General features: G+C 68.3%; 22 protein-coding genes. 7 read left to right on the forward strand and 15 right to left on the reverse strand.

The features are described 5' to 3' along the window. The first annotated feature begins 59 nt into the window (after positions 1-59). The 4 genes from aroA to AB7M35_RS13285 all read left to right on the forward strand — a co-directional run bounded on the left by aroA (position 60) and on the right by AB7M35_RS13285 (position 4,453). The gene (aroA, locus tag AB7M35_RS13270) at positions 60-1,403 is read left to right on the forward strand and encodes a 3-phosphoshikimate 1-carboxyvinyltransferase (RefSeq protein ID WP_453960400.1); all 1,344 of its coding nucleotides are present in this window, start codon (positions 60-62) and stop codon (positions 1,401-1,403) included. Further along, a complete protein-coding gene (gene cmk, locus AB7M35_RS13275; protein ID WP_453960401.1) occupies positions 1,400-2,065 on the forward strand; it encodes a (d)CMP kinase in 666 nt (221 codons plus the stop codon). Before aroA ends, cmk begins: the two co-directional genes overlap by 4 nt. A gap of 224 nt (positions 2,066-2,289) precedes the next feature. Continuing rightward, the gene (rpsA, locus tag AB7M35_RS13280) at positions 2,290-3,987 is read left to right on the forward strand and encodes a 30S ribosomal protein S1 (protein ID WP_453960402.1); all 1,698 of its coding nucleotides are present in this window, start codon (positions 2,290-2,292) and stop codon (positions 3,985-3,987) included. A 322-nt stretch (positions 3,988-4,309) separates the two neighbouring features. After that, positions 4,310-4,453 (forward strand): DUF3096 domain-containing protein, encoded by a 144-nt coding sequence (locus AB7M35_RS13285; RefSeq protein WP_453960403.1) that lies wholly within the window; start codon positions 4,310-4,312, stop codon positions 4,451-4,453. Between the two features lie 188 nt (positions 4,454-4,641). On the opposite strand, the gene AB7M35_RS13290 is transcribed toward AB7M35_RS13285, so the two are convergent. The 6 genes from AB7M35_RS13290 to AB7M35_RS13315 form a co-directional block, all read right to left on the reverse strand. Continuing rightward, positions 4,642-5,511 carry an RNA polymerase factor sigma-32 gene (locus AB7M35_RS13290; RefSeq protein WP_453960404.1) on the reverse strand — a complete coding sequence of 290 codons (870 nt, stop codon included), beginning with the start codon at positions 5,509-5,511 and terminating at the stop codon, positions 4,642-4,644. A 179-nt stretch (positions 5,512-5,690) separates the two neighbouring features. Further along, positions 5,691-6,317 (reverse strand): CarD family transcriptional regulator, encoded by a 627-nt coding sequence (locus AB7M35_RS13295; RefSeq protein ID WP_453960405.1) that lies wholly within the window; start codon positions 6,315-6,317, stop codon positions 5,691-5,693. Positions 6,318-6,850: 533 nt separating this feature from the next. After that, the gene (gene fdxA / locus AB7M35_RS13300; protein WP_453960407.1) at positions 6,851-7,189 is read right to left on the reverse strand and encodes a ferredoxin FdxA; all 339 of its coding nucleotides are present in this window, start codon (positions 7,187-7,189) and stop codon (positions 6,851-6,853) included. Between the two features lie 214 nt (positions 7,190-7,403). Then, positions 7,404-7,730 carry an RNA-binding S4 domain-containing protein gene (locus AB7M35_RS13305; RefSeq protein ID WP_453960408.1) on the reverse strand — a complete coding sequence of 109 codons (327 nt, stop codon included), beginning with the start codon at positions 7,728-7,730 and terminating at the stop codon, positions 7,404-7,406. Further along, positions 7,717-10,989 (reverse strand): helicase-related protein, encoded by a 3,273-nt coding sequence (locus tag AB7M35_RS13310; protein ID WP_453960409.1) that lies wholly within the window; start codon positions 10,987-10,989, stop codon positions 7,717-7,719. Before AB7M35_RS13310 ends, AB7M35_RS13305 begins: the two co-directional genes overlap by 14 nt. Positions 10,990-11,816: 827 nt before the next feature. Next, positions 11,817-12,668: a DUF3108 domain-containing protein gene (locus AB7M35_RS13315; protein WP_453960410.1), complete on the reverse strand. Its 852-nt coding sequence runs from the start codon at positions 12,666-12,668 to the stop codon at positions 11,817-11,819. 285 nt (positions 12,669-12,953) lie between these two features. Here AB7M35_RS13315 and rpmB point away from each other — a divergent pair, with 285 nt between their 5' ends. Together rpmB and AB7M35_RS13325 are read left to right on the forward strand one after the other, a co-directional pair. After that, on the forward strand, positions 12,954-13,247 hold the full coding sequence (gene rpmB / locus AB7M35_RS13320; RefSeq protein WP_453960411.1) for a 50S ribosomal protein L28: 294 nt from the start codon (positions 12,954-12,956) through the stop codon (positions 13,245-13,247). Positions 13,248-13,330: 83 nt separating this feature from the next. After that, complete coding sequence (locus AB7M35_RS13325) at positions 13,331-13,984, forward strand: queuosine precursor transporter (protein WP_453960412.1); 654 nt, start codon at positions 13,331-13,333, stop codon at positions 13,982-13,984. Here the strand turns inward: AB7M35_RS13325 and AB7M35_RS13330 are convergent. The 4 genes from AB7M35_RS13330 to AB7M35_RS13345 all read right to left on the reverse strand — a co-directional run bounded on the left by AB7M35_RS13330 (position 13,947) and on the right by AB7M35_RS13345 (position 18,659). Continuing rightward, positions 13,947-15,014 carry an esterase-like activity of phytase family protein gene (locus AB7M35_RS13330; protein WP_453960413.1) on the reverse strand — a complete coding sequence of 356 codons (1,068 nt, stop codon included), beginning with the start codon at positions 15,012-15,014 and terminating at the stop codon, positions 13,947-13,949. The genes AB7M35_RS13325 and AB7M35_RS13330 overlap by 38 nt on opposite strands. Then, complete coding sequence (cobT, locus tag AB7M35_RS13335) at positions 15,011-16,921, reverse strand: cobaltochelatase subunit CobT (protein WP_453960414.1); 1,911 nt, start codon at positions 16,919-16,921, stop codon at positions 15,011-15,013. Before cobT ends, AB7M35_RS13330 begins: the two co-directional genes overlap by 4 nt. A 45-nt stretch (positions 16,922-16,966) precedes the next feature. Then, positions 16,967-17,953, reverse strand: coding sequence for a cobaltochelatase subunit CobS (gene cobS / locus AB7M35_RS13340; protein ID WP_453960415.1), 987 nt, complete (start codon positions 17,951-17,953; stop codon positions 16,967-16,969). Positions 17,954-18,023: 70 nt separating this feature from the next. Continuing rightward, positions 18,024-18,659, reverse strand: a complete 636-nt coding sequence (locus AB7M35_RS13345) for a J domain-containing protein (protein WP_453960417.1) — start codon at positions 18,657-18,659, stop codon at positions 18,024-18,026. A gap of 248 nt (positions 18,660-18,907) precedes the next feature. Between AB7M35_RS13345 and AB7M35_RS13350 the strand changes: the two genes are divergently transcribed. Next, positions 18,908-20,128 carry an argininosuccinate synthase gene (locus tag AB7M35_RS13350; RefSeq protein WP_453960418.1) on the forward strand — a complete coding sequence of 407 codons (1,221 nt, stop codon included), beginning with the start codon at positions 18,908-18,910 and terminating at the stop codon, positions 20,126-20,128. Between the two features lie 91 nt (positions 20,129-20,219). On the opposite strand, the gene AB7M35_RS13355 is transcribed toward AB7M35_RS13350, so the two are convergent. The 5 genes from AB7M35_RS13355 to AB7M35_RS13375 form a co-directional block, all read right to left on the reverse strand. After that, positions 20,220-20,999, reverse strand: a complete 780-nt coding sequence (locus AB7M35_RS13355; RefSeq protein ID WP_453960419.1) for a dienelactone hydrolase family protein — start codon at positions 20,997-20,999, stop codon at positions 20,220-20,222. A 137-nt stretch (positions 21,000-21,136) separates the two neighbouring features. Continuing rightward, positions 21,137-22,534: a M48 family metalloprotease gene (locus AB7M35_RS13360; protein ID WP_453960420.1), complete on the reverse strand. Its 1,398-nt coding sequence runs from the start codon at positions 22,532-22,534 to the stop codon at positions 21,137-21,139. 98 nt (positions 22,535-22,632) lie between these two features. Further along, the gene (locus AB7M35_RS13365; protein WP_453960421.1) at positions 22,633-23,343 is read right to left on the reverse strand and encodes a thermonuclease family protein; all 711 of its coding nucleotides are present in this window, start codon (positions 23,341-23,343) and stop codon (positions 22,633-22,635) included. Between the two features lie 193 nt (positions 23,344-23,536). Next, the gene (locus AB7M35_RS13370) at positions 23,537-24,415 is read right to left on the reverse strand and encodes a 3-hydroxybutyryl-CoA dehydrogenase (protein WP_453960423.1); all 879 of its coding nucleotides are present in this window, start codon (positions 24,413-24,415) and stop codon (positions 23,537-23,539) included. Between the two features lie 134 nt (positions 24,416-24,549). After that, the gene (locus AB7M35_RS13375; protein WP_453960424.1) at positions 24,550-25,491 is read right to left on the reverse strand and encodes an electron transfer flavoprotein subunit alpha/FixB family protein; all 942 of its coding nucleotides are present in this window, start codon (positions 25,489-25,491) and stop codon (positions 24,550-24,552) included. Between the last annotated feature and the right edge of the window lie 45 nt (positions 25,492-25,536).

Genomic DNA, 25,536 nt, shown 5'->3' on the forward strand with positions numbered 1-25,536 from the left:
TCCGACGGAGCATCCGGCAGCGGCCGAAAGCCGGGCGGCCTTTCATCGAGGCATTCCGCTTGGCACCGACCCCGCTGACCTCACGCCCCACCGCCCCGCTGTCCGGCCGACTTCGCGTGCCGGGCGACAAGTCGGTCTCCCACCGCGCGCTGATGCTCGCGGGCCTCGCCGTCGGCCGCTCGACCATCGATGGCCTGCTGGAGTCCGAGGACGTGCACGCGACCGCCGGCGCCATGCGCGCGCTGGGCGCCCGGATCGAGCGCACCTCCGACGGGCGCTGGGAGGTCGACGGCGTCGGCGTCGGCAGCCTGATCGAGCCGGAGGCGGCCCTGGACTTCGGCAACGCCGGCACCGGCGTGCGCCTGATTCTCGGCCTGCTGGCCACCCACCCGATCGTCGCCACCGCCGTCGGCGACGCCTCGCTGTCGCGGCGGCCGATGGCCCGCGTCCTCGATCCGCTGCGCACCATGGGCGCCCAGGTCATCGCGCGCTCGGGCGACCGGCTGCCGCTGACCATCCGCGGCGCCACCACCGCCGTCCCGATCACCTACGAGTTGCCGGTTCCCTCCGCCCAGGTGAAGTCGGCGATCCTGCTGGCCGGCCTCAACGCGCCGGGCACGACCACCGTCGTCGAGCAGATCCCCTCCCGCGACCACACCGAACGGATGCTCGAGGGGTTCGGCGTGCCGCTCGCCATCGAGACCGACGCCGCCGGACGCCGCCGGATCAGCCTCACCGGTCGCGCCGACCTCACCCCGATGAACCTCACGGTGCCCGGCGATCCGAGCTCGGCAGCCTTCGCCATCGTCGCCGGCCTGATCGTCGAGGGCTCCGACGTCACCGTCACCGACGTGCTGCTCAACCCGACGCGCACCGGCCTGTTCGACACCCTCGCCGAGATGGGCGCCGACATCGCCATCGAGAACGAGCGCATCTCCGGCGGCGAGAAGATCGGCGACGTGCACGTGCGCGCCAGTCGCCTGAAGGGCGTCACCGTGCCCGCCGCCCGTGCGCCCTCGATGATCGACGAGTATCCGGTGCTGGCCGTCGCGGCCGCGTTCGCCGAAGGCACGACGCGGATGGAGGGCGTCGGCGAGCTCCGGGTGAAGGAGGCCGACCGGCTCGAGGCGGTCGCCGCCGGGCTGCGGGCCAACGGGATCGAGGTCGCGACCGGCGACACGTGGCTTGCCGTCACCGGTCGCACCGGCGCCTGCGGCGGCGGGCGCATCGCCACCCACATGGATCATCGGCTGGCCATGAGCTTCCTCGTCATGGGGCTTGCCGCCGACAAGCCGGTCACCGTCGACGACACCCGCATGATCGCCACCAGCTTCCCCGGCTTCGTGGCCATGATGGAAACCCTCGGCGGCAGCTTCGACGCCGCCCCGGACGCGGCGTCATGATCGTCGCGATCGACGGCCCGGCGGCGTCCGGCAAGGGCACCCTGGCCCGGCGCCTCGCCCAGCATTTCGGGTTGCGCTACCTGGACACCGGCCTCACCTACCGGGCCGTCGCGCACGAGCTTCTCTCCCACCACGAGCCGCTGGACGACGAGGCCGCCGCGGTAGCGGCAGTAGGTCGGATCGATTTCGACCGCATCGACCGCGACGTGCTGTCGAACCACGGGATCGGCGAGGCGGCATCGCGCATCGCCGTGCTGCCGCAGCTGCGCACCGCGCTGGTGGAGCACCAGCGCGCCTTCGCCGACCTGCCGCCCGGCGCCGTCCTCGACGGGCGCGACATCGGCACCGTCGTCTGCCCGCATGCCGTGGCCAAGCTCTTCGTCACCGCGACGCCGGAGGCGCGCGCCGCCCGCCGCACGGCCGAAATCGCCGGGCGCGGCGGAGACACGACCTACGACGAGGTGCTCGCCGACCTGAAGCGTCGCGATGCGCGCGATTCGGGCCGCACCGTGGCGCCGCTGGCCGCCGCACCCGACGCCGTCTTGCTCGACACGACGGAGTTGGATATAGATGCCGCGTTTCGCGCGGCTGTGGAAATCGTCGACGAGGCCTTGCGTACAACGTCCGGCGGTGCCGGGCAGCGTCAGACCTCGCCGGGGTAGATCGCGGTTTCGGCCGTTACCTCGCCACGCGACCGATTTCGAACGACCGTGATCCCTGATCCGGTCGATCGTTGCGTTTCAGCAGTATCATGGCCGTTTTGCAGGGGCCTTGCGCCGGACAGTCCGCTTTTTGCCCGCGGACGCAAAAGATCACTCCCCTGCGGGACGGTTAGAGCAACACAAACCACCGGCGCATGCCGAGCAATCGGCGTCCAGGAGACTGAATGACCGTACAGACACCCTCACGTGAGGATTTTGCCGCCCTCCTCGAAGCTTCGTTCAAAGCGGCTGACATGCAGGAAGGGACCGTCGTCAAAGGGACGGTGGTCGGCTTCGAAAAGGATCTCGCAGTCATCGACGTCGGCCTCAAGGTCGAAGGTCGCGTGCCGCTGAAGGAATTCGGCGTCAAGGGTCGCGACGGCGACCTGAAGATCGGCGACGAGGTCGAAGTCTATCTCGAGCGCGTCGAGAATGCGCTCGGCGAGGCGGTCCTGTCGCGCGACAAGGCGCGCCGCGAAGAGAGCTGGATCCGGCTCGAGGTTGCCTTCGAGAAGAACGAGAAGGTCACCGGCCAGATCTTCAACTCGGTCAAGGGCGGCTTCACCGTCGACCTCGACGGTGCCGTGGCCTTCCTGCCGCGCAGCCAGGTGGACATCCGCCCGGTCCGCGACGTCGGCCCGCTGATGCACACCCCGCAGCCGTTCCAGATCCTCAAGATGGACAAGCGCCGCGGCAACATCGTCGTCTCGCGCCGCGTCGTGCTCGAGGAAACCCGCGCCGAACAGCGTTCCGAGCTGGTCCAGAGCCTCGAAGAGGGTCAGATCATCGAGGGCGTGGTCAAGAACATCACCGACTACGGTGCGTTCGTCGACCTGGGTGGCATCGACGGCCTGCTTCACGTCACCGACATGGCCTGGCGCCGCGTCAATCACCCGACCGAGATCCTGTCCATCGGACAGTCCGTGAAGGTTCAGGTGATCCGGGTCAACCACGAGACCCACCGCATCTCGCTCGGCATGAAGCAGCTGATGGCCGACCCGTGGGAAGGCATCGAGGCCAAGTATCCGGTCAACGCCCGCTTCACTGGCCGCGTCAACAACATCACCGACTACGGTGCGTTCGTTGAGCTCGAGCCGGGCATCGAAGGCCTCATCCACGTTTCCGAGATGAGCTGGACGAAGAAGAACGTCCATCCGGGCAAGATCGTGTCGACCAGCCAGGAAGTCGAGGTCGTCATCCTCGAGGTCGATCCCGTCAAGCGCCGCATCTCGCTCGGCCTCAAGCAGACCCTGGAAAACCCGTGGGAGCTCTTCCTGGAGTCCCATCCGGTCGGTTCCGAGGTCGAGGGCGAGGTCAAGAACAAGACCGAGTTCGGTCTGTTCATCGGGCTCGATGGCGACATCGACGGCATGGTTCACCTGTCGGATCTCGACTGGAACCGTCCCGGCGAGGAAGTCATCACCGAGTTCAACAAGGGCGACATGGTTCGCGCCGTGGTGCTCGACGTCGACGTGGAGAAGGAGCGGATCTCGCTCGGCATCAAGCAGCTCCAGGGCGACCCGTTCACCGAGGCCGGCGACGTCCGCAAGGGCGCCATCGTGACCTGCGAGATCACGCAGGTTCAGGATGCCGGTCTGGACGTGAAGATCGTCGACACCGACCTGACCGCCTTCATCCGTCGTTCCGATCTGGCCCGCGACCGCTCCGAGCAGCGGCCCGAGCGGTTCTCGGTCGGCGACAAGGTCGACGCGCGCATCACCCAGTTCGACAAGAAGGCCCGCAAGGTCGCCGTGTCGATCAAGGCGCTCGAGATCGCCGAAGAGAAGGAAGCCGTCGCACAGTACGGCTCGACCGACTCCGGCGCGTCCCTCGGCGACATCCTGGGCGCGGCGCTCAAGGCCCGCGAAGGCGACGAGGAGTAGGATCGGGTCCGGGGAGCGGCGGCCTTCGCCTCTCCCACCCGGTTGCCTTCTCACGAAGACGACATGCAGAAGGGCGGCCCTCGGGCCGCCCTTCTTGCGTCTGGGCGTTTCGTCGTCGCGCCGCAACACGGAAATGGCCATAACCAAGGGACTTGAGCTTCGGCCCGTTTCCCCGACAACTGGACATCCGGCCCGGCCTCATCCGTCTTGGGAGAGATCGACGGGTCGCGCGAACCGCCACGTCACTCGGGCGTTACCCATCGACAGCGCGCCGCCGGCTGCCTTTCAGGCCAGCCAGAGCGTCCAGCAACGGAGAGACACAATGGTCGAACTGTCAGTCCAACCGCTTCTCGCCCTCATCATCGGCATTCTGATCCTGGTGGTCCCGCGGGTGCTGAACTACGCCGTTGCCGCCTACCTGATCATCATCGGCATTCTCGGCCTGTTCCCGAACCTCATTCACTGATCGGACACGCGGCCAGCCAGCCGGTTGCGCCGTCGATCCCATGTAGAACGGCGGCCTGGCGGCATTGCGCAGTCCTCGGAGCGCGGAATGCCGCCACCGCGTACGATCGGAATTGGTCGCCCGGGCGGGGATCTGATTGTTCTGTCTGAAATCCGGCCGCGACCGCGAACGACGGGCCGTCGTTGACCTCAGCCGGTGAACGCCGCCCGGTCGGGATGGTCGCGCAACAGCGCCGCGCGCAGCTTCTCCAGCGCGCGGCTTTCGATCTGCCGGACCCGTTCCTTGGAAATACCGAGCTTCGAGCCGAGCGCCTCCAGGGTGACGCCCTCGTCGGTCAGACGACGTTCGCGCACGATGCGCAGTTCCCGCTCGTTGAGCTCGCCCAGCGCCCGGCGCAGCCAGCGCGAGCGGCGTTCGGTATCGATCACCTCCCCCACCGTCTCGTCCTGCAGCGGCTGGTCGCAGACCAGGAAATCCTGACGGTTGGAGCCGGCGTCCTCGCTCTCCACGACCGGCGCGTTCAGCGATGTATCGGGGGCCGAGAGCCGCGCGTTCATCAGCTCGACGTCGGCGCGCGACACGCCGATCGCCGTGGCGATCTCCGTCACCACGCTCTGGGATGTGACCGAGCTGCCGTCCCGCGACAGCTTCGCGCGCAGGCGCCGGAGATTGAAGAACAGCGCCTTCTGGGTCGACGAGGTGCCGCCGCGAACGATCGACCAGTTGCGGAGGATGTAGTCCTGGATCGACGCACGGATCCACCAGGTGGCGTAGGTGGAGAAGCGGACGTTGCGGTCCGGCTCGAAGCGCGCGGCGGCCTCCAGCAGCCCCACGTGGCCTTCCTGGATGAGATCGTTCATCGGCAGGCCGAAGTGGCGGAACTTGGAGGCCATGGCGATGACCAGACGCATGTGTGCGGAGGCGAGGACGTCGAGGGCGTTCTTATCACCGGTCTCGCGCCATTGGCGGGCGAGCTCAAGTTCCTGCTCGCGTTCGAGATACGGCGCGTTCATCGCGGCCCGAACGAATTGGCGTCGAGAAATGCTGGTCCCGGCCATGGCGTCCTCGCACAGTGATGCGTACCCCCGGGATACGATGAGGCAGGACGGCCGGATCACGCGAGCCGTATCGTGCGCCCGCACACAATCGTGAACGGCCGTTATCATGCGAAAACGGGCGCCGATGGGCGCCCGTCTCGAAGCTGGTCAGTGAAAGATCGGTCGAAGCCGAAGGGCCGTCAGGCCGCCTCTTCCTGCTCGGTCGCGGCTTCGTCGCCGGTCTCGGCATCGCTCTCGGAGTCGGCTTCGGCTTCCGCCTCGCCCTCGGCCGTCTTCGGGCCGCGTCGGGGGGCCTTGGCGAGCTGGGACTCGATGAGCTTCACGGCCTCGGTCTCGGAGACCTTGTTCACGGCCGCGATCTCGCGGGCCATGCGGTCGAGCGCCGCCTCGAACAGCTGGCGTTCGGAGTAGGACTGCTCGGGCTGGGTGTCGGCCCGGAACAGGTCGCGCACGACCTCGGCGATGGAGAGCAGATCGCCGGAGTTGATCTTCGCCTCGTACTCCTGGGCGCGGCGGCTCCACATGGTGCGCTTGACGCGCGCCCGGCCCGTGACGACGTCGAGCGCCTTCTTCACGGTGACGGGTTCGGCAAGCTTGCGCAGGCCGGCGCTCTTCGCCTTGGCGACGGGAACGCGCAGCGTCATCTTGTCTTTTTCGAAGTTGACGACGATCAGCTCGAGCTTGTGGCCGGCGACCTCCTGCTCCTCGATCGCCTCGATCTGACCCACGCCGTGGGCCGGATAGACGATGTAATCCTGGGGCTTGAAGATCGAGCGCTGAACGGGTTTCTTTGCCGTGGTGGCCATACGAGTGTGCACTCCTGCGCCTACTTACGTTTTGTCGGACCCGACCTTTGACATTCCGGTCGAATCGTCTATTGAGCGCCAATGGCGGCGCCTGGATGCGTCGATCGTCGGACCGCTTGCGGCGTGTCCAGAAGGCTGGACTCGCGCTCGAAAGCGAATTGCCATCCACGAATTCGAGGCGAGGCGACCGGTGGGCGTCTAGGCCGGCCGGTGCGCTTCAGGCGATGCTGGGATGACGACGGCAGATGATGCCTCGGTCCGAACGATCAATCGAATTACCGAATATATCACTTTTTTTGTAAAAATCAAAGGCTTGCCGCAGAGCAATAGCGGTTTGGCGCGCGCCTGGGCCCGCCGATCGTGCGGCATTTGGCCACGTCTGCGTGCAAAGAGCCCTCATCCCACACGTGAATCCGGGCCGGAATAACGACCGCCGCCGCCGGAGGAGGGTCGCTGCAGCGGCCGGGTGTCGGCTCCGGATCGGGAAGACGCCCGCTCGCGCCGTCCGCCGGCTCAGGCGCGGCGTGGGGCGCTCAGTCGCCCTCGCCCGGCTCTTCGGAGAAGTAGGTCTCGAACTTGTTCGGGACGGTGTCGAACTCCGCCGCTTCCGGCAGCGGGTCCTTCTTGGCGGTAAGGTTCGGCCACTTCGACGCGTACTCGGTGTTGACCTCGAGCCACTTTTCCAGTCCCGGCTCGGTATCCGGCTTGATCGCGTCGATCGGGCACTCAGGCTCGCAGACCCCGCAGTCGATGCACTCGTCCGGATGGATGACGAGCATGTTCTCGCCCTCGTAGAAGCAATCCACGGGGCAGACCTCGACGCAATCGGTGTACTTGCACTTGATGCACGCCTCGGTGACGACGTACGTCATCTCAATCCTCCAATGGGGGCGCGCCCGGGAGGTTCGTTCCCCGCCGCGCCGAATTCAACACCGGCTTAACGCCAAGCGCCGCCCGTCTCAAGCAACGCCACACCAATAACCGCGCGCGAAGAGGCATGAAAATCCCGCGCCGCGCCGCGCGCATCACCCAGGGATGCGAGCCGGGGGCGTCGGGACCGGATCGTTTCTGCGGGCGGCGCCGGGATCAGAAGGTCGAGCCCTGCTCGCCGCTGCCGTCCGGTTCGGGCGACAGATCCTCGTAGAGGGTGCGGGCCACCGTGGCCGATCCGCGCCGCTCGGGCAGCGCCAGGATCTTGACGACGCGGACGCTGCCGCCGCGCGCCGACAGCGTGAGGACGTCGCCGACCGTCACGCGACGGCCCGGCGCCTTCACCTTGTCCCGGTTCACCCGCACCCGACCGGCCTCGATCAGGGCCTGGGCAAACGGCCGGTTCGGCGCGAAGCGGGCACGCCAGATCCACAGATCGAGTCGCAGCCGGTCGGCTGCCGCAGGCCCCTCACTTGGGGTCACCAGATCCTCTCTCGAGGTTGCGCTTCAGTTCGGCCAGCTTCGCAAACGGAGAATCGGGATCGATCGGCCGCTCCTTGGGTGCCGGACGCTGCGGCCGCTGGTCGGGGCGCGGCGCGCCCCCCTTGCCATGCCGCGGGGCGGCGCCGCCACCGCCACCACCGGGCCTGCCGGTGCCGCCGAGCTGTCCGGCGCGTCCCTGTTGAGGCTTGCGATCGCCGCGTCGGCCGCCACGGCCGCGCTCGGGGCGCTCACCGTCCTTCTGGCCGCGCTCGCCCTGTCCCTGGTCGCCCCGCCGGTCGGGGCGGCGGTCGTTGCCGTGCCGCCGCCGGCCCGGACGCCAGACATCGATCATCTCCGGCTCCGCCGGCGCCGCATCGGCCGCAGGCGCCGTCTCCGGCGCATCAGCGGCAGGTGCCGCATCCGTCGTCCCCTCGGCCGCGGCCACATCGGCCGTCGGCGCGACAGCCGGTGCCGGTTCGGGAGCCTCGGCTTCCGTCTCCGACAAGGCCGGAACCTCGGGCGCGGCCTCGGCCTGCGTGCCGGTGTCCGCCGTCGCCTCAGCCGGCTCCGTGGCCTCGCTTTCCGGGGCGCTCGCCTCCGCAACCGCCGGCTCCGGCGCAACGGAGGTCGCCTCGTCGCTCGCCGGGGCTTCGGCCTCGGTCTGCGACAGGCCCTCGGGCGCGGCATCGGAAGCCGGGGCCGCAGCCACCTCGCCCGTCGCATCGGCCGGCGCGAGTGCCACCGTTTCGGAGGCGGAATCGGCCGAGGCAGTGGGTGCCGGCACCACCGGCGCCGGACGGCGCTCGAGGCGGTAGCCAAGCGACTTGAGGATGGAGGCGAAGTCCTCGCCCGAACAGCCCAGCAGCGACGTCATCGACACGGTCACGGTGAAGCCGCCGCCTTCGCGGATCGCTCCCTCGGGCGGCGTCGCGTCCGGCGTGGACGGCTTCCACGCGATCAGCGGCCGGATCTGGTCGGCGAGCCGCTCCAGGATGTCGACGCGCACGGCGCGGTTGCCGCACACCCGGAAGCCCACGACGCCATAGAGCGCCTTCGGAACCTCGGGGTCGATGGGAATGGAGGTGCGGCCAGAGGACGACAGCTGCGGCAGCTCGGCCAGGCCGGCCACGTCGAGGCTGGCGTTCTTCAGCGCCCACAGCTCGGCAAGCAGTCGGCTGGGCGCCGGTTTCAGGAGCGCCGGAACGTAGATGTTGTAGGCGCCGAAACGGACGCCGTACTGGCGCATTCCGGCGCGGGCCTGCTGGTCGAGCCCCTTGACCTCGTCGGCGACCTGCTGCCGATCGAGAACCCCGAGTGCCTCGGCGATCTGGAAGGCGAGCCCGCGCGAGATGCCGTCGAGATCCTGCGCCGCGCGCAGCTCGAACAGCGGCTTCAGCAGCGTCTCGACCTGGGTCTTCAGCCACAGCTGCAGCCGCGCCTGCACCTTCTCCAGCGCCGGGCCGCTCAGCTGTTCGTCGGACAGCACGATCATTCCCGGCCGCAGCGTCTCCTCGCCGGGCACCAGCTTGGCAACCGCCTCGCCGTTCCAGCGGATCGCGCCGTCGGACGCCAGCACGAAGGCGGCGTCGGGCGCCTCGGCCAGCCGGTCGGCGCGCCGTTCGAACTCGCTCGCGAGCGCTTTCTGGGCAGCACCCCGCACCGCCTTCAGGTCCGGCGTCTCGGCAGTCGAGACCGGAATGAAGCGGAAGCCGTGAAGATTGCCGACATGATGGCCTTCCACCATCACGTCGCCCGAGGTCGTGATCTCGGAGTCCAGCATGTCGTTGTCTCTCAGCCGGCGCATCAGGACGCTCGTTCGACGGTCGACGAAGCGATGGGTCAGACGCTCGTGCAATGCGTCCGACAGTCTGTCCTCGATGGCGCGGGTGGTTTCTCTCCAATGGGCGGGATCGTCGAGCCAATCCGCCCGGTTGGCAACATAAGTCCATGTCCGGATGTGGGCGATGCGATTCGACAACGTATCGATATCGCCATCCGTTCGGTCGGCAAACGTCAGTTGCCCTGCGAACCAGTCATCCGGAATGCGCCCCTTCGTCGCCAGATGGCGATACACGTCGAGGACGAGTTCCGCATGGTTGGCCGGCGCGATCCGGCGATAGTCCGGAAGCTGGCACACGTCCCATAAACGCTCGACCGCCGCCGGTCCATGCGCCATCGCGCTGATTTCCGCGTCACGCGCGGCGAATTCAAGGCACGAGACGTCCTCGGCGGGCGGCGCCCGGGTCAGGCCTTCCTCGCGCGGCGTCACGTCGAGGGAGCGCCGGAGCGCGGCGATAGACGCGAAATCGAGGTCGGAGTTGCGCCACTGGAACACCCCGATCGGCGCGAAGGAGTGGGTTTCGAGCTGCTGCACGAGCTCGTCGTCGAACGGATCGACGCGGCCGGTCACGCCGAACGTGCCGTCGCGCATGTGCCGGCCGGCGCGTCCGGCGATCTGGCCCAGTTCCCCGGCGTTGAGGCGGCGGTACTGGTAGCCGTCGAACTTGCGGTCGGAGGCAAAGGCGACGTGGTCGACGTCGAGATTGAGGCCCATGCCGATGGCGTCGGTGGCGATCAGGAAGTCGACGTCGCCGGACTGGAACAGCTCGACCTGGGCATTGCGGGTTCGCGGGCTCAGCGCGCCCAGCACCACCGCCGCCCCGCCACGCTGGCGGCGGATCAGCTCGGCGATCTGATAGACCTCGTCGGCGGAAAACGCGACGACGGCGGACCGGGTGGGCAGTCGGGTGATCTTCTTGGAGCCGGCGTAGCTCAGCACCGACATCCGCGGCCGCGTGACCACGTTGACCCCGGGCAGCAGGCGCTCCAGCAGCGGCCGCGCCGTCGCAGCTCCCAGGAGCAGCGTCTCCGACTGGCCGCGCAGGCGCAGCAGCCGGTCGGTGAACACCCGGCCACGCTCCAGGTCGCTGGCCAGCTGCACCTCGTCGATCGCCACGAAATCGACGTCGGTGGTCTGCGGCATCGCCTCGACGGTGGAGACGTAGTAGCGCGGGTTCTGCGGGAGGATCTTTTCCTCGCCGGTGATCAGCGCCACCTGGTCCGCGCCGACCCGGGCCGAGACGCGGGCATAGACCTCGCGGGCCAAGAGCCGAAGCGGCAGGCCGATCAGCCCCGACTTGTGGCCGAGCATGCGCTCGATCGCCAGATGGGTCTTGCCGGTGTTGGTCGGGCCGAGCACCGCCGTGACCGTGCGCGCACGGACCTGGCGGGGAAGAGGCATGGGCGTCTGAAGTGTCATGAAGGGTAAGGGCTCGGCTGGCCGAAGGATGTCGGCGCTCTTCCCATCGAACGGCGTCGCACCACCGCTCGTTCCACGCGCCCTGTCAGGCACCGCGCATGGCGGCAAGGAAACACGCAGGCGTTTCGTGAACAGTTGCAGTTGATCCGGCGCATGTGGCCGGCTGCACTCGTCCCCTCTCCTAGCACATCGCGGCGCTCCGATGCCTGCACTTTTTGCCGGCACCCCGCGCAACCGGAACGAGTCTGGAACGAATCGAGCCCGAATCGGCGACTTTTTTCGATTCATGGTTCGTTCTTCGCAACCCCTTGTTCTGAATCGAAAAACGCCCACGAGATGTTGTTTCACGTGCCCGTTCCTGCACAGCCGGGGACAATCATTGCGAGTCGCGACGGCGGACTCCGATCGCCCATCGAGTCAAGCGGCCAAAAGCCGTAAATCGCGTCCGGAAGCAATTTTTGCCGGCTACCCCGCCCGAGGGCCGCCGGGCAGAACACAAGACGTACGAATCAGGATCGAATCGGCACGCGCCATCTATTCTTGCTTTGTTCTTGAAAATCGGGCGGATTCCGTAAGAAATACTATAATTTTATTGATGTGATTCAGTATTCGTTAAGGATGATTTCGAACTTTCCGCGCGTGTAGCACTGTGCGCTAGCGATCGGAAACCACGGAAATGTGGGCTCTGCCGGCACCGGAGCGACGGAGAGCGGGGGAGCGTTGGCCCGGTGGACCACGATGTCAGAGCGGAGTCCGTAATGAACGCATCCGGCCGCGGGGAGCGGCCGGATCGAGAGGCAAGGGCAGGAGATAAGGGGTCGGCGGTCCTAGCGGGAGGCGTCGGCGAGGCGCACGCCCTGCAGTTTCACGTCGGTCGCGCGGACCGAGAGCACGCCGCTCGGCGTTTCGATCTCCACGCGCACCGGCACCAGCATCTTGGAGCCGACGGCGATGAAGGCGGCCTCCAGCCCGCGGTTCTCGACCAGGTAGGTCACGCTGTCCGAGCCCGCCCGGTGACCCGAGATGGGCTTCCAGCGCGCCCCGCAGACGAATGCGGTCCCGTCGAAACTCGGCGTCTGCAGCCGCTCCGCGCCCTTCGCGGAGAACTGCACGTTGTAGCGCGTCCAGCCATCGAACACCGGCACGACGCGGTCGCAGGCGGCGTCGGCGTCGAGGCCACCGTCGGAAATCGCGATCGGCATCATCGCCGCGCTGATGGGATCCAGCACGCCCTGCCGGTCCGCTGCCGTGACCGGGACCCGGTCCGGCGCCGGATCGAGCGGCGGTTCGGCATTCAGGCGCGCCACCGCGCCGTCCGCCATCTTCATGCGGACCTTGGTGGTCATGCCCGGATCGATGGAATTGAGCTTGTAGCGAACCGGCGAGAGGCCCGTGGCATCGAACCGCCCCTCCGCCTCGGCGTCGACCTTGGAGGCGGTCAGCAGCGTCGCGAATCCCGTCGGCTGCATGTTCGCCTGCGCCGAATAGGCGGTACCGTCGAGGACCAGCGACAGGCTGCCCTTGGCAATCGTCACGCCCTTGAAGCTGACATCGTAGCGCACGCCGGCGGTCGTGCGCTCGCCGGCATGGGCGGCCCCGCCCAGAATGCAGGCGGCGGCGACGAGCCCGAGACCCGTCAAACGGCCCGCGAACCCTCTCGACTGACGTGATTGCACCATGCTGTCCTCATTTCCGGCGGCGCCGCTGTGCCGTACGCCCGGTGACCAGGGCTCGCCCGTGGGGGCGATCGGGCTCACATTGATCCCGTCATGGTGACCACGGAGTTAACGGGAGGGGTCCGGAGCCCGCCGGGCGAGCCCGCGCGAACACGTAAAAGCGATTCCCTGTATGGATGCGCTTGACGTGGATCGGCGGCATTCCTATAGAAACACGCTCCCATCACCCTGTGAGACGATGTGAGGGCTGAGGTATTCTCGCCAGCCCGCCGAACAAGGATTTTCGCAATGGCCCGTCGCTGTGAACTAACCGGCAAGGCCGTGCTGACCGGTAATAACGTGAGCCACGCCAACAACAAGACGCGGCGCCGCTTCCTGCCCAACCTGTGCACGGTGACCCTGCTTTCCGAAACGCTCGAGCGCGGCATCCGCCTGCGCATCGCGGCGGCTTCGCTGCGCACCGTCGAGCATCGGGGCGGCCTCGACGCCTTCCTGATGAAGGCGAAGGACGAGGAGCTGTCCCCGCGCGCCCTGCTCGTGAAGCGCGAGATCGTCTCCAAGAAGGCCGAAGCGGCCGCGTAATTCGCGACCGTCACGTCCGCAGCGCCCGGCATTGCCGGGCGTTTTTGCGCCTGGATCACGCGAGATGGATCGGTTCTGAGCCCATGACCGCACGGCAGCCGTTCACCGCCCGCCAGATCGGCATCGCCATCATCGCGATGACGTCGGTGGTGCTCGCCTCCAATATCCTGGTGCAGCATCCGGTCCATGCCTGGCTCGGCTCGATCAATCTCGCCGACCTCCTGACCTGGGGCGCCTTCACCTACCCGCTGGCCTTCCTGGTGACCGACCTCACCAATCGCCGCTTCGGCCCCTCGGCCGCGCGCATGGTGGTCTATGCCGGCTTCCTGGTGGCCATCGCGCTGTCGGTCGTGCTGTCGACGCCGCGCATCGCCATCGCCTCCGGCACGGCGTTCCTGGTGGCGCAGCTCCTCGACGTCGCGATCTTTGACCGACTGCGCCGCGGCAGCTGGTGGCGCGCCCCGCTGGTCTCCTCGGTGATCGGCTCGCTCATCGACACCGCGCTGTTCTTCGGCATCGCCTTCGCCGCTGCCTTCGCGGTGATCGGTCCGAACGACCCGTTCGCCATCGAGGCGGCGCCGCTGCTCGGCGTCCTGCCGGTGGAGATCCCGCGCTGGATGTCGTGGGCGCTGGGCGACCTGTCGGTGAAGCTTGTCGTGGCGCTGGCGCTGCTGGCGCCCTACCGCCTGCTGATCGCCGCTATCGGGGTTGGCCCGGCGCGTCGGCTCGGGGCCTGACCGCCGGCACCGGCTGGTCCAGCCTGAACCTCAACAGCAGATTGCGCTGCAGGAACGACTTGTTGTCGTCCGAGATCAGCGTGACCAGCGGACGCCCATGGGCGTCCCGGCTCACCGCGAGCCCTTCCATGTTGTCGATCTCGTAGGCGAAATCCGCCTCCACCAGCACCGGCCCGTCCAGCGGCGCCCGCCCCGCGAACGCGTCGCGTCCGATGCGGCGGATACGCATGCCGATGTCGAAGCCGCCGTTGTAGCGCCGCTCAAGCAGCAGCAGGTCGCCGCCCGGCAGGAACGCCGCATCGGTCGGCCGGAAGTCGCCGTCCTTCACCAGCTTCATGCGCTGCGTGCCAGACGGCCCCACCAGCCACACCGGGAGGGCGCCAGCGCCCATCGCCACCGGACCGCTGGTGCAGCCCCGCTCGGCGAACATCACCAGCGTGCCCGCCACCGGGCTTGACGGCGGCGCCACTGCGATCGCCTCGATACCGCCGTTGCCGGGCACGCAGCCCGCCTCCTTCGGCAGCGCCCGCGGCTGCGGTGCGGCGACCGTCGGGTCGGGGCCGGGATAGAACAGCAGCTGCCGGTCCGTCTCCACCGACACCAGATATCCGTCGCCGTCGCGGGTGAGGGCCTCGGCGTCGCCCGCCGTCTTGCTGGCGACCGGCGCGCCGCCCACGCCGAGGCGCCGGTCGACGCGCGCCGCCGCCACGCCCCGCGGCGTGCCGTCCTCGGCCTGGTCGAGGCGCAGCGCGATCCAGTCGCCGTCGTCGGAGACGATCAGCAGGTCACGCCCGTCGTCGGAGGCGACAAGCCCCGACAGGCCGCCGAAGGCGCGGCTGCGCGAGGTCATGGTCAGGCCACCGAGAAAGGTCAGCGGGCCGAACCGGCGGATGGGATCGCGGACGTGGAACTGGCCGATCGGCGCGCCGTCGACGGTGATCGCCTCGGCGCTGGCGGGGGGCGCGACGGGAGCGAGCACCAGCAGTCCGGCCAGCACCGCCGCGGCGGCGCGCCCGGCGGCGGCTCTCACGCGGCGCGGCCCGTCCGGCCCCTGCGTCGGCCGCGCGGCGTCTCGTCCTCGTCTTCGAACAGACTGGCCAGCTGCTCGACCATCGCGCCGGCAAGTTCGTCGGCGTCGACGATGGTCACCGCGCGCCGATAGTAGCGCGTGACGTCGTGGCCGATGCCGATGGCGATCAGCTCCACCTGGGAGTTGGTCTCGATGTCCTCGATCACCGCGCGCAGGTGCTTTTCCAGGTAGTTGCCGCTGTTCACCGACAGGGTGGAATCGTCCACCGGCGCGCCGTCGGAAATCATCATCAGGATGCGCCGGGCTTCCGGGCGCGCCTTCAGCCGGCCATGCGCCCATTCCAGCGCCTCGCCGTCGATGTTCTCCTTCAGGAGCCCCTCGCGCATCATCAGGCCGAGATTGCGCCGGGAGCGACGCCACGGCGAATCGGCCGCCTTGTAGATGATGTGGCGCAGGTCGTTGAGGCGGCCGGGGTTGGCCGGCTTGCCGTTCTGCAGCCAGTTCTCGCGCGCCTGCCCGCCCTTCCACGCGCGGGTGGTGAAGCCGAGGATCTCGACCTTCACGCCGCAGCGCTCCAGCGTCCGCGCCAGGATGTCGGCGCAGGTGGCGGCGACCGTGATCGGCCGGCCGCGCATGGAGCCGGAGTTGTCGAGCAGCAGCGTCACCACAGTGTCGCGGAAATTGGCGTCGCGCTCGCGCTTGAAGGCCAGCGGCTGCATCGGGTCGGTGATGATGCGCGTGAGGCGGGCGGTGTCCAGCCAGCCTTCTTCCTGGTCGAACTCCCAGGCGCGGTTCTGCTGGGCCATCAGCCGGCGCTGCAGGCGGTTGGCAAGCCGCGCCACAACGCCCTGCAGGTGCGACAGCTGCTTGTCCAGGAAGCCGCGCAGCCGGTCCAGTTCGGCGGTGTCGCAGAGCTCCTCGGCCTTCACCATTTCGTCGAAGCGGGTGGAATAGACCTTGTAGTCGGTATCGGGACGGCGCTGGCCGGAGGGCGGCTCGGAGCGCGCGGCCTCGCCCGCCTCGCGCGGATCGGCGAGATCCTCCTCGCGATATTCCTCGCTGGTCGCCTCGGAGGTTTCCGATTCCGAGGCGTCCTCTTCCTCGCCGGAGCTCTCCGCCTCTTCCGGGGCGGCGGCGTCCTGCTGGTCCTCTTCGCCCTCGGCAGACGCCTGGTCCTCGGCGTTGGCGTCGGCGCTGTCGTCGCTCTCGGACTCCTGGTCGTCGCTCTCCTCGCGCTCGGAGGAATATTCCTCCGCCATGTCGAGGGCGGCCAGCACGTCGCGGATGGCGGTGCCGAAGGCGCGCTGATCCTCCATCGCGGTGCCGAGGTCGTCGAGGTCGCTGCCCGCGCGTTCCTCGATCCACGGCCGCCAAAGCTCGACGATCTTCTCCGCGCTCGCCGGCGGCTTCTCGCCGGTCAGACGCTCACGCACCATCAGCGACAGCGCATCGAGGATCGGCGCGTCGGCGCGGTCGGTGATGTCCTGGAAATTGCCGCGGTGGTAGCGGTCCTCGAGCATCGCCGCGATGTTGTGGGCGACGCCCTCCATCCGCCGCGACCCGATCGCCTCGCAGCGCGCCTGCTCGATCGCGTCGAACACGTCGCGCGCGTCGCGCCCGGCCGGAACCAGGTGGGTGTGCACCTTGGGATCGTGGCAGGCGAGCTTCAGCGCCATGGCGTCGCCGGCGCCGCGGGTCACCGCCGCGTCGGCCTCGGTCATCCGCCGGGCCGGCTCGGGCAGCCGCGCCTTGGTGCCGGTCAGCGCCGGGCGGTCGTTGGAGAAGGAGACCTCGAGCTCCGGCTCGCCAGACATCGCCCGCATGGTGGCCGACACCGCGCGCTTGAACGTCTCGTTGCGTCCCTGCGGGGCCGCCCCGTTCTTCTGCCAGTTGCTACCGTGCGCCATGACCGTTCGTCCCTCGCAAGCCCGGGCCGGATGTCCGGCCGCGGATCAGCTCATCACGACGTTGGCGGCGGAGGTGGTCAGCTCCTTGCCGAAACAGCGCTGGTAGAATTCCGAGACGATCGACTGCTCGGTCTCGTCGCACTTGTTCAGGAAGGTGAGCTGGAACGCGAAGCCCAGGTCGCCGAAGATCTCCGCGTTCTCCGCCCAGGTCAGCACCGTGCGCGGGCTCATGACCGTCGACAGGTCGCCGTTCATGAACGCGTTGCGGGTGAGATCGGCGAGGCGGACCATCTTGGAGACGATGTCGCGGCCCTCGTCGGAGCGGTAGTGCGGCGACTTCGCCAGGATGATGTCGACCTCGTTGTCGTGCGGCAGGTAGTTGAGCGCGACGACGATCGACCAGCGGTCCATCTGGCCCTGGTTGATCTGCTGGGTGCCGTGATAGAGGCCCGAGGTGTCGCCCAGGCCCACCGTGTTCGCCGTGGCGAACAGCCGGAACGCCGGATGCGGCCGGATCACCCGGTTCTGGTCGAGCAGCGTCAGCCGCCCCTGCACTTCCAGCACCCGCTGGATCACGAACATCACGTCCGGACGGCCGGCGTCATATTCGTCGAACACGAGTGCGGTATTGGTCTGCAGCGCCCACGGCAGGATGCCGTCGCGGAACTCGGTGATCTGCTGGCCGTCGCGGATGACGATCGCGTCCTTGCCGACGAGATCGATGCGCGAGATGTGGCTGTCGAGATTGACGCGCACGCAGGGCCAGTTGAGCCGCGCGGCGACCTGCTCGATGTGGGTCGACTTGCCGGTGCCGTGATAGCCGGTGACCATGACGCGCCGGTTGCGGGCGAAGCCGGCGAGGATCGCCAGCGTGGTCTGGCGGTCGAACAGATAGTCCGGGTCGAGGTCGGGCACGTGCTCGGTGGCCTCGGAATAGGCCGGCACTTCGAAATCGGCGTCGATCCCGAAGAGCTGCCGCACGGACACGTTCATGTCCGGCAGGCCCGGGGCTTCCATGGTCGCAGTCGTCATCGTTCCTCCATCGCGCACGCATATCGCGCGCCGAGGCCCCCGAACGCGGGTCGTCCGGGCCGGCAACTCGTCAACAGTATCCGGAGCGCCTTAGCACCGTATAGGCCTGGATGATACTTCTTAGCCGGTCTTCCGAGCCGCGGTCGCCATTGTTCGCGTCCGGATGATGGCGTTTCACGAGGTTCTTGTAGCGCGCCTTGATGTCCTCGCGCGAGGCGTTCTCCTCGAGACCCATCGTCTCGAGGGCACGACGTTCGGGGCCCAGCAGCGGCCGCCGCGGCGGATTGTCGCCCGGCGTCTCATGGCGGGTGCCGCCGAACATCCCAAACGGGTCCTCGTAGGCGGCATTCCAGGACGGCCGTGCCTGCGCGCCTGCGGTAGCGGCGCGCTTCAGCCGCTCGCCGCGGGAGTTCACCCCGACCACGCGGGTGGGCCGGTGGCCGACGATCGCGTCCTTCTGGAAGGCGGCGACCGCGTCGTCGCTCATCCCGTCGAAATAGTTGTAGCCCTTGTTGTAGGCGCGCACGTGGTCGAGGCAGAACAGCAGGTACTGGCCCTCGCGGCCGCGGCCCATCGGCGCCTTGTAGAGACCGGTGCTCTCGCAGCCCCCGAACGCGCAGGCGGGCGCGTCCGGCGCGGGAGCGCCAGCGCCGCTCTTGATGCGGATGCGGTCGAAGTGTTTCGAGTCGAATTTCATTGCCGGCATTATGGTGGGGCGGTCGGGACCGAACAAGCTCTTGACGGACGCCGAAAAACCGTTCGTGCCGATGGGTCCCCGGAGCGGGGCCGGACGCGGCGGGCAATCCGAACAGGGTTAGATGTTCCTTCCTGTCCCGATGTCCAGGGATTTTCGTCGGCAACCGGCCTGCCGGCTACCCATCGGCGCGCGAGTGTGCTCTTAGAGCACTGCATTTTCACATCGCATTCTTCGTCCCTGCACCTTGAGGAGGACCCATGGCCGACGCAGGTGGAATCAAGAAGGTCGTGCTCGCCTATTCCGGTGGTCTCGACACGTCGATCATCCTGAAGTGGCTGCAGACCGAACTCGGGGCGGAGGTCGTCACCTTTACCGCCGACCTCGGGCAGGGCGAGGAGCTGACCCCGGCCCGCGAGAAGGCCGAGCGGGCGGGCATCAAGGAAATCTACATCGAGGACGTGCGGGAGGAATTCTGCCGCGACTTCGTCTTCCCGATGTTCCGGGCGAACACCGTCTACGAAGGCACCTATCTGCTCGGCACTTCGATCGCCCGGCCGCTGATCTCCAAGCGCCTCGTCGAGATCGCCCGCGAGACCGGCGCCGATGCCATCGCCCACGGCGCGACCGGCAAGGGCAACGACCAGGTTCGCTTCGAGCTGTCCGCCTATGCCCTCAACCCGGACATCAAGGTGATCGCGCCCTGGCGCGACTGGGAGTTCAAGTCCCGCACCGACCTGCTCGAGTTCGCCGAGAAGAACCAGATCCTCGTCACCAAGGACAAGCGCGGCGAGGCGCCGTTCTCCGTCGACGCCAACCTTCTGCACTCCTCGTCCGAGGGCAAGGTTCTGGAAGACCCGAACGAGACGCCGCCGTCTTACGTCTATCAGCGCACGCTGAGCCCTGAGGAGGCGCCGGACTCCCCGACCGTCATCACCATTGGCTTCAAGAACGGCGATCCGGTCTCCATCGACGGCAAGACCATGAAGCCGCACGAGCTGCTGGCGGCGCTCAACGACCTCGGCCGCGACAACGGCATCGGCCGGCTCGATCTCGTCGAGAACCGCTTCGTCGGCATGAAGTCGCGCGGCGTCTACGAGACCCCGGGCGGCACCATCCTGCTGGTCGCGCACCGCGCCATCGAGTCGATCACCCTCGACCGCGGCGCGGCGCACCTGAAGGACGAGCTGATGCCGCGCTACGCGGAGCTCATCTACAACGGGTTCTGGTTCTCGCCGGAGCGGCTGATGCTGCAGGCGGCCATCGACAAGAGCCAGGAACACGTCGAGGGCACGGTCCGGCTGAAGCTCTACAAGGGCAATGTCATCGTCGAGGGCCGGGAATCGCCGAAGTCGCTCTATTCGGACGCCCTCGTTACTTTCGAGGACGACCACGGCGCCTACGACCAGAAGGACGCCGCCGGCTTCATCAAGCTGAACGCGCTCCGGCTCCGGACACTCGCCAAGCGCGACCAGAGCTGATCCGGCGCCCACCAGGACAGCCAGCCCGACGCGCTGGACCGACAGCAAAAGGCCGCCCCGAAAGGCGGCCTTTTTTCGTGACGTCGAGGGGCTAGCGGATCTGCTGGTTCAGGAATTCCAGCATCGCCTGCCAGGACTTCAGGTCCGCCCGCGCATCGTAGCGGGCACCTTCGCCCTTGGCGTCCCAGACCGTGAAGGCGTGTCGGGCGCCGGAATAGATCTGCATCTCGAAGTCGACCCCGCCGGCGTTCATCGCTTCGGCCAGCTCCGCCACCTGCGCCATCGGCGCCACCGGATCGTCCGAGCCGTGCAGCACCAGGACCGGCGCCTCCACGTCGGCGTAGGTCTGACCCTCGGGCGTGCCGAGGCCCCCGTGGAAGCTGATGAAGCCCTCCACGTCGGCGCCCGACCGGGCAAGTTCGAGCGCGGCCGCTCCGCCGAAGCAGTAGCCCATCACCACCACCTCGTCGTCATCGACGGCATCCTGCTCCTCCGCCGCCGCCAGGGCGGCGTTCAGCCGCGCCCGCAGCGCCTCGCGGTCCTTGTAGAGCTTGCCCGATTCCGCCTGCTTGGCCTCGGTGGTCGTCGGCCGCACGCCCTGGCCGTAGACGTCGACGGCGAAGGCCGCGAAGCCGAGCTGGGCGAGCATCTCGGCCCGGCGCATCTCGTAGTCCGTCAGGCCGTCCCAGTCGTGGATGATGACCACCAGCGGCAGGTCGCCCTTCACTCCGTCGTTGGTGGCGAAGTAGCCCTCGAACGTGGTTCCGTCGACGTCGTAGGTCACCGTCTTGGTGACGATGTCGGCCGAAGCCAGCCCCGTGGTTGCGAGGAATGCGACCGACGCGGCGAGAAGGGTGGAGTTTCGGATCATGCTGGCGCCTCCCGGGATTGCGGACCGTCCGGCGTTTCGCCGGGGTTCATCCGCAATCATAGGGCGCCAGGCCGCCTCGGCGACCGTCCGGCCGAACACAAGTCGGTCAGGACAGATGCGCGCCGTCGCCGGAACGGTCAGTCGGCGATGATCTTGACCAGCTGCCCGGGGGCCAGCGGTTCGCTCTCGGTGATGCCGTTGAGCACGCTGAACAGCGACGCACGCTCGCGCTGCGAGACGCCCTGCATCTGGCCCGCCAGGGTCTCCAGGCCGTCGGTCGGCTTGACCGTGACGACCCGGATGCGCAGCGGCTTCAGGTTCGCCCGCTCGGTCCGCGACAGCTGGGAGAAGCTCTTGAAGGTCTCCTCGAAGGAGCTGTCGAAGCGGCCGGACGGACGCGACGTGGCGAAGATGAACCGGTAGACCCGCCCGCCGGTCGACACGACGCCGACCCGGAACGACCAGCCCTCGGCGATGGCCGATGCGCTGGCGGCGCTCAGGCCGTTGATGGTCTCCTCGCGCACGCTCTCCTCGATCAGGCCCTTGACCCAGCCCGAGCGCAGATAGTCGGAGAGCGACATGCCCTCCGGCAGCGCCACGCCATCGAAGCGCAGCGCGGTGCGGTCGCCGTCGGTCGCCAGAACGGCCTCCGGCGTGTTCTTCAGCACGAAGCCGTCGGGCACCGTGAAGCCGATGCCGAGCCCGGCGTGCAGATACTGCTGGCCGCGCACGTAGCCCTCGCGCGGGTCGTCGCCGTAGAGCATGCCGTCGAGGCTCTTCAGGTAGGCCTCGCGCTCCTGCTGGCCGATGCCGGGCGCCCCGAACTGGCGGGCCGAGCGCTTGGCCATCTCGATGCGCGACGGCGTGGAGGGGTGCGACGACAGGAAGTCGAGGCCCTCGCGGCCGGACGAGGCGCTCTGCAGCGCGGCGTAGCGGCTCATGGATTCCAGGAAGCGGGACGCGGCGAACGGATCGAAGCCCGCCGCCGCCAGCGTCCGCACGCCCACCGTGTCGGCCTCCAGCTCCTGATCCTGGCTGAAGCGGGCGAGCGACAGCTGCGTCGTCTCGCGGGCCTGCTCGGCGGCCTGGGTGTTGCTCACCATGTTGGAGACCACCCGGTTGGCCACCGCGATGGCCTGCGCCCGGCGCTGGCGCGCCACGGCGTGCTGGGCGGTCACGTGAGCCATCTCGTGCGAGATCACGGCGGCGACCTCGGAGCGATCGTTGGCGAGCGCGAGCAGGCCACGGGTGATGTAGAGGTGCCCGGTGGGCAGCGCGAAGGCGTTGATCGCCGGCGAGTTCAGGATGGTGATCCGGTAGGAGCGGCTCGGATCGTCCGAGGCGGCCACCAGCCGGCCGACCACCCGCGCCACCGAGCGCTCGACGGTCGGATCGGAGTAGACCCCGCCATAGGCCTCGATCAGCCGTTCGTGCTCGCGCGTCTCGCTGGACGGCGCCGCCGGCGGTGCGCCGGCCATCGCCGCGGACACGGACGAACTGGACGTGATGATCGGCTCGCCGGTCGGCGTCAGCACGCACGCCGACAACCCGGCCGCCAGACACAGCGCCAGGGCCGCCCGTCCGACCGGACCAGCGCGTGCAATCACTCGTACAGCTGCCATCGCCATGGGCGTCAGTTGCGTCCGTCCAGGCGTTCGATCTGTGCGGGCGTCCGCACACGCATCAACACGCCGTTCCACTCTTCCAGGGTGCCCCTGACCCGTACACGATGCCCCTCCAGCGCACTCGGCTGGAGGTTGCCGTCCCCCCATGACGCGAGATCGCTTACGGGGATCATGACGGTGAAATCAAGGCCCCAGTCCGTTCCGAAGTTCAAATAGGTGTTCGACCGTGTCTTTCCCACCGACAGGACACGGCCCTCGACCAGACCGACCGCGCCGACGTCATCCGCCAGTCTAGGGTCGTCTGCTTGACGAATTCTCAACAGGCGCGACCAGATCCCCGCCGCGTGCGCCCGTGCCTCGGCCTCTCGGTCGAACAGGGGCGCCAGACAAGGGTCTTCCGAAAGTTGCGGCAACACGATGACATTGCCGCGGCCGACGAGCAGAAACTGCAGCCATTCGGCGCCTGTTTCCGAGAACACGTGGGCGACCGCGCGGCCGTAGCGATCGTCCGGACCGATGGCCGCGAGCGCCACGTCGCGCCCCACCCATCCGGCCAGCGATGCGGTCGCCGCCGGCTCCGCGCCACGCGGCACGTGGATGCCGGCCAGCCTCACCCGGCGACCGTCGGCGAGAAGAAGCGTCGCCGCATCCTCCACCGCCGCCACCGTCCCGGACGACGTCGCGGCGAGCGGGCAGTCCCGGCGGAGTTTTTCGGGCACTTTATCCGCTGCGCCGGCGGCGCCGGCGTCAAGCAGCCCGGCGCATGCGATCAGGACAACCGCGGCAAGCCGTGCCGGCCCCCGGCGGTATGAAACAGGGAGAAGAAATGTCGACGGCCCACCAGGGGCCTTAGTCCGGGCTCGCGTGCGAACCCGTGGGTCCGGCCCCGGCGGGGCGCGGACCAGGCCGGGATCAGCGCGTGGGAACCGGCTTGTCGCCACGGTAGTCGTAGAAGCCGCGACCGGCCTTGCGGCCCAGCCATCCGGCCTCGACATATTTCACCAGCAGCGGGCACGGCCGGTACTTGGAGTCCGCCAGCCCCTCGTAGAGCACCTGCATGATCGACAGGCAGGTGTCGAGGCCGATGAAGTCGGCGAGCTGCAGCGGCCCCATCGGGTGGTTGGCGCCGAGCTTCATGGAGGTGTCGATCGCCTCAACCGATCCCACGCCCTCGTAGAGCACGTAGATCGCCTCGTTGATCATCGGCAGCAGGATGCGGTTGACCATGAAGGCCGGGAAGTCCTCGGCCACCGCCGCGGTCTTGCCGATCTTGGCGACGAAGCGCCGGGCCTCGTCGAAGGTCTCGTCCTCGGTGGCGATGCCCCGCACGAGCTCGACGAGCTCCATCAGCGGCACCGGGTTCATGAAGTGGATGCCGATGAAGCGCTCCGGCCGGTCGGTGGTCGCCGCCAGCCGGGTGATCGAGATCGACGAGGTGTTGGTCGCCAGCATCGCGTCGGGCCGCAGCAGCGGGCAGACCTGGGCGAAGATCTTGCGCTTGACCTGCTCGTTCTCGGTGGCGGACTCGATGATCAGGTCGACGTCGCCCAGCGCGTCCAGGTGCTCGGCCGCGCCGATGCGGTCGATGGCCTGCTTGCGCTCGTCCTCGTCGATCCGGCCCGACGCCACCTGGCGCGCCATGTTGCCGGTGATCGACGCGAGGCCGGACTGGATCCGGTCCATGCTGACGTCGTTCAGGAGCACGTCGAAACCGCCGAGCGCACAGACATGCGCGATCCCGCTGCCCATCTGGCCTGCGCCGATCACACCAACTTTTCTAATCTCGACCATTGTGTCCTCGATCGGTGCCCGGGCCGTTTTCCCGTCCGAGGGCGCGACTTTGGGTCAATCCCCTCGCCCGCACAAGACGCTGTCGACGCCCCGGCATACTTTGCACGGCCGATGTGGCCGATGCGGCGCAGCTGCTATTTCTTGTCCAGTTCGGACGCCAGCTCCGGGAGCGCCTGGAACAGGTCGGCGACCAGCCCGTAGTCGGCGACCTGGAAGATCGGCGCGTCCTCGTCCTTGTTGATCGCCACGATCACGCGGGAGTCCTTCATGCCGGCGAGATGCTGGATCGCGCCGGAAATGCCGCAGGCGATGTAGAGGTCCGGCGCCACCACCTTGCCGGTCTGGCCGACCTGCAGGTCGTTCGGCGCGTAGCCGGCGTCCACCGCGGCGCGGCTGGCGCCGATGGCGGCACCGAGCTTCTCCGCCACCGGCGTAATGACTTCCTCGAACTTCTCCGCCGAGCCGAGCGCCCGGCCGCCGGAGATGATGATCTTCGCCGAGGTGAGTTCCGGACGGTCGGAATCCGACAGCCGCTCGCCGACGAAGGTCGACAGGCCCGGATCGGCCGGCACCGCGGCGTCCTCGACGGGCGCGGCCGAGCCGCCCTCGCCGGTCGCCTGGAACGACGCCGTGCGGATGGTCATCACCTTCTTCGGATCCGACGAGGTCACCGTCTGGATGGCGTTGCCGGCATAGATCGGCCGCTTGAAGGTGTCCGGCCCCTCGACCGCCATCACCTCGGAGATCTGCATCACGTCGAGGAGGGCGGCCACCCGCGGCATCACGTTCTTGCCCGAGGTCGTGGCCGGCGCGGCGAGCGCGTCGTAGCCGTCGGCGAGCGACACAATCAGCGCGGCGAGCGGCTCGGCCAGCGGGGCGGCGAAGCCGTCCGCCTCGGCCACCAGAACCTTCGCGACGCCGTCGAGCTTCGCGGCCTGGTCGGCCACCGCGCGGCAGTCCTTGCCGGCCACCAGCACGTGCACGTCGCCGCCGAGCGCCGCGACCGCGGTGAGTGCCTTGGCCGTCTGATCGCTCAGTTCGGCGTTGTCATGGGCAGCAACCAGAAGCGTCGTCATGGTCTTGATCTTCTCTTCTTGCATCGCCCGGCCTTGTGCGCCGGC

The sequence above is a fragment of the Amorphus suaedae genome, from assembly GCF_053629675.1.

Excerpts from the sequence above, each read along its gene's own strand:
- AB7M35_RS13315 (WP_453960410.1), bottom strand. The coding sequence starts at position 12,668 with ATGGTGCAATCACGTCAGTCGAGAGGGTTCGCGGGCCGTTTGACGGGT.
- rpsA (WP_453960402.1), top strand. The coding sequence starts at position 2,290 with ATGACCGTACAGACACCCTCACGTGAGGATTTTGCCGCCCTCCTCGAA.
- AB7M35_RS13345 (WP_453960417.1), bottom strand. The coding sequence starts at position 18,659 with ATGCCGGCAATGAAATTCGACTCGAAACACTTCGACCGCATCCGCATC.
- AB7M35_RS13325 (WP_453960412.1), top strand. The coding sequence starts at position 13,331 with ATGACCGCACGGCAGCCGTTCACCGCCCGCCAGATCGGCATCGCCATC.
- AB7M35_RS13375 (WP_453960424.1), bottom strand. The coding sequence starts at position 25,491 with ATGACGACGCTTCTGGTTGCTGCCCATGACAACGCCGAACTGAGCGAT.
- cobS (WP_453960415.1), bottom strand. The coding sequence starts at position 17,953 with ATGACGACTGCGACCATGGAAGCCCCGGGCCTGCCGGACATGAACGTG.
- cmk (WP_453960401.1), top strand. The coding sequence starts at position 1,400 with ATGATCGTCGCGATCGACGGCCCGGCGGCGTCCGGCAAGGGCACCCTG.
- AB7M35_RS13310 (WP_453960409.1), bottom strand. The coding sequence starts at position 10,989 with ATGACACTTCAGACGCCCATGCCTCTTCCCCGCCAGGTCCGTGCGCGC.
- rpmB (WP_453960411.1), top strand. The coding sequence starts at position 12,954 with ATGGCCCGTCGCTGTGAACTAACCGGCAAGGCCGTGCTGACCGGTAAT.
- cobT (WP_453960414.1), bottom strand. The coding sequence starts at position 16,921 with ATGGCGCACGGTAGCAACTGGCAGAAGAACGGGGCGGCCCCGCAGGGA.
- AB7M35_RS13370 (WP_453960423.1), bottom strand. The coding sequence starts at position 24,415 with ATGGTCGAGATTAGAAAAGTTGGTGTGATCGGCGCAGGCCAGATGGGC.
- AB7M35_RS13350 (WP_453960418.1), top strand. The coding sequence starts at position 18,908 with ATGGCCGACGCAGGTGGAATCAAGAAGGTCGTGCTCGCCTATTCCGGT.
- AB7M35_RS13285 (WP_453960403.1), top strand. The coding sequence starts at position 4,310 with ATGGTCGAACTGTCAGTCCAACCGCTTCTCGCCCTCATCATCGGCATT.
- AB7M35_RS13355 (WP_453960419.1), bottom strand. The coding sequence starts at position 20,999 with ATGATCCGAAACTCCACCCTTCTCGCCGCGTCGGTCGCATTCCTCGCA.
- fdxA (WP_453960407.1), bottom strand. The coding sequence starts at position 7,189 with ATGACGTACGTCGTCACCGAGGCGTGCATCAAGTGCAAGTACACCGAT.
- AB7M35_RS13290 (WP_453960404.1), bottom strand. The coding sequence starts at position 5,511 with ATGGCCGGGACCAGCATTTCTCGACGCCAATTCGTTCGGGCCGCGATG.
- AB7M35_RS13295 (WP_453960405.1), bottom strand. The coding sequence starts at position 6,317 with ATGGCCACCACGGCAAAGAAACCCGTTCAGCGCTCGATCTTCAAGCCC.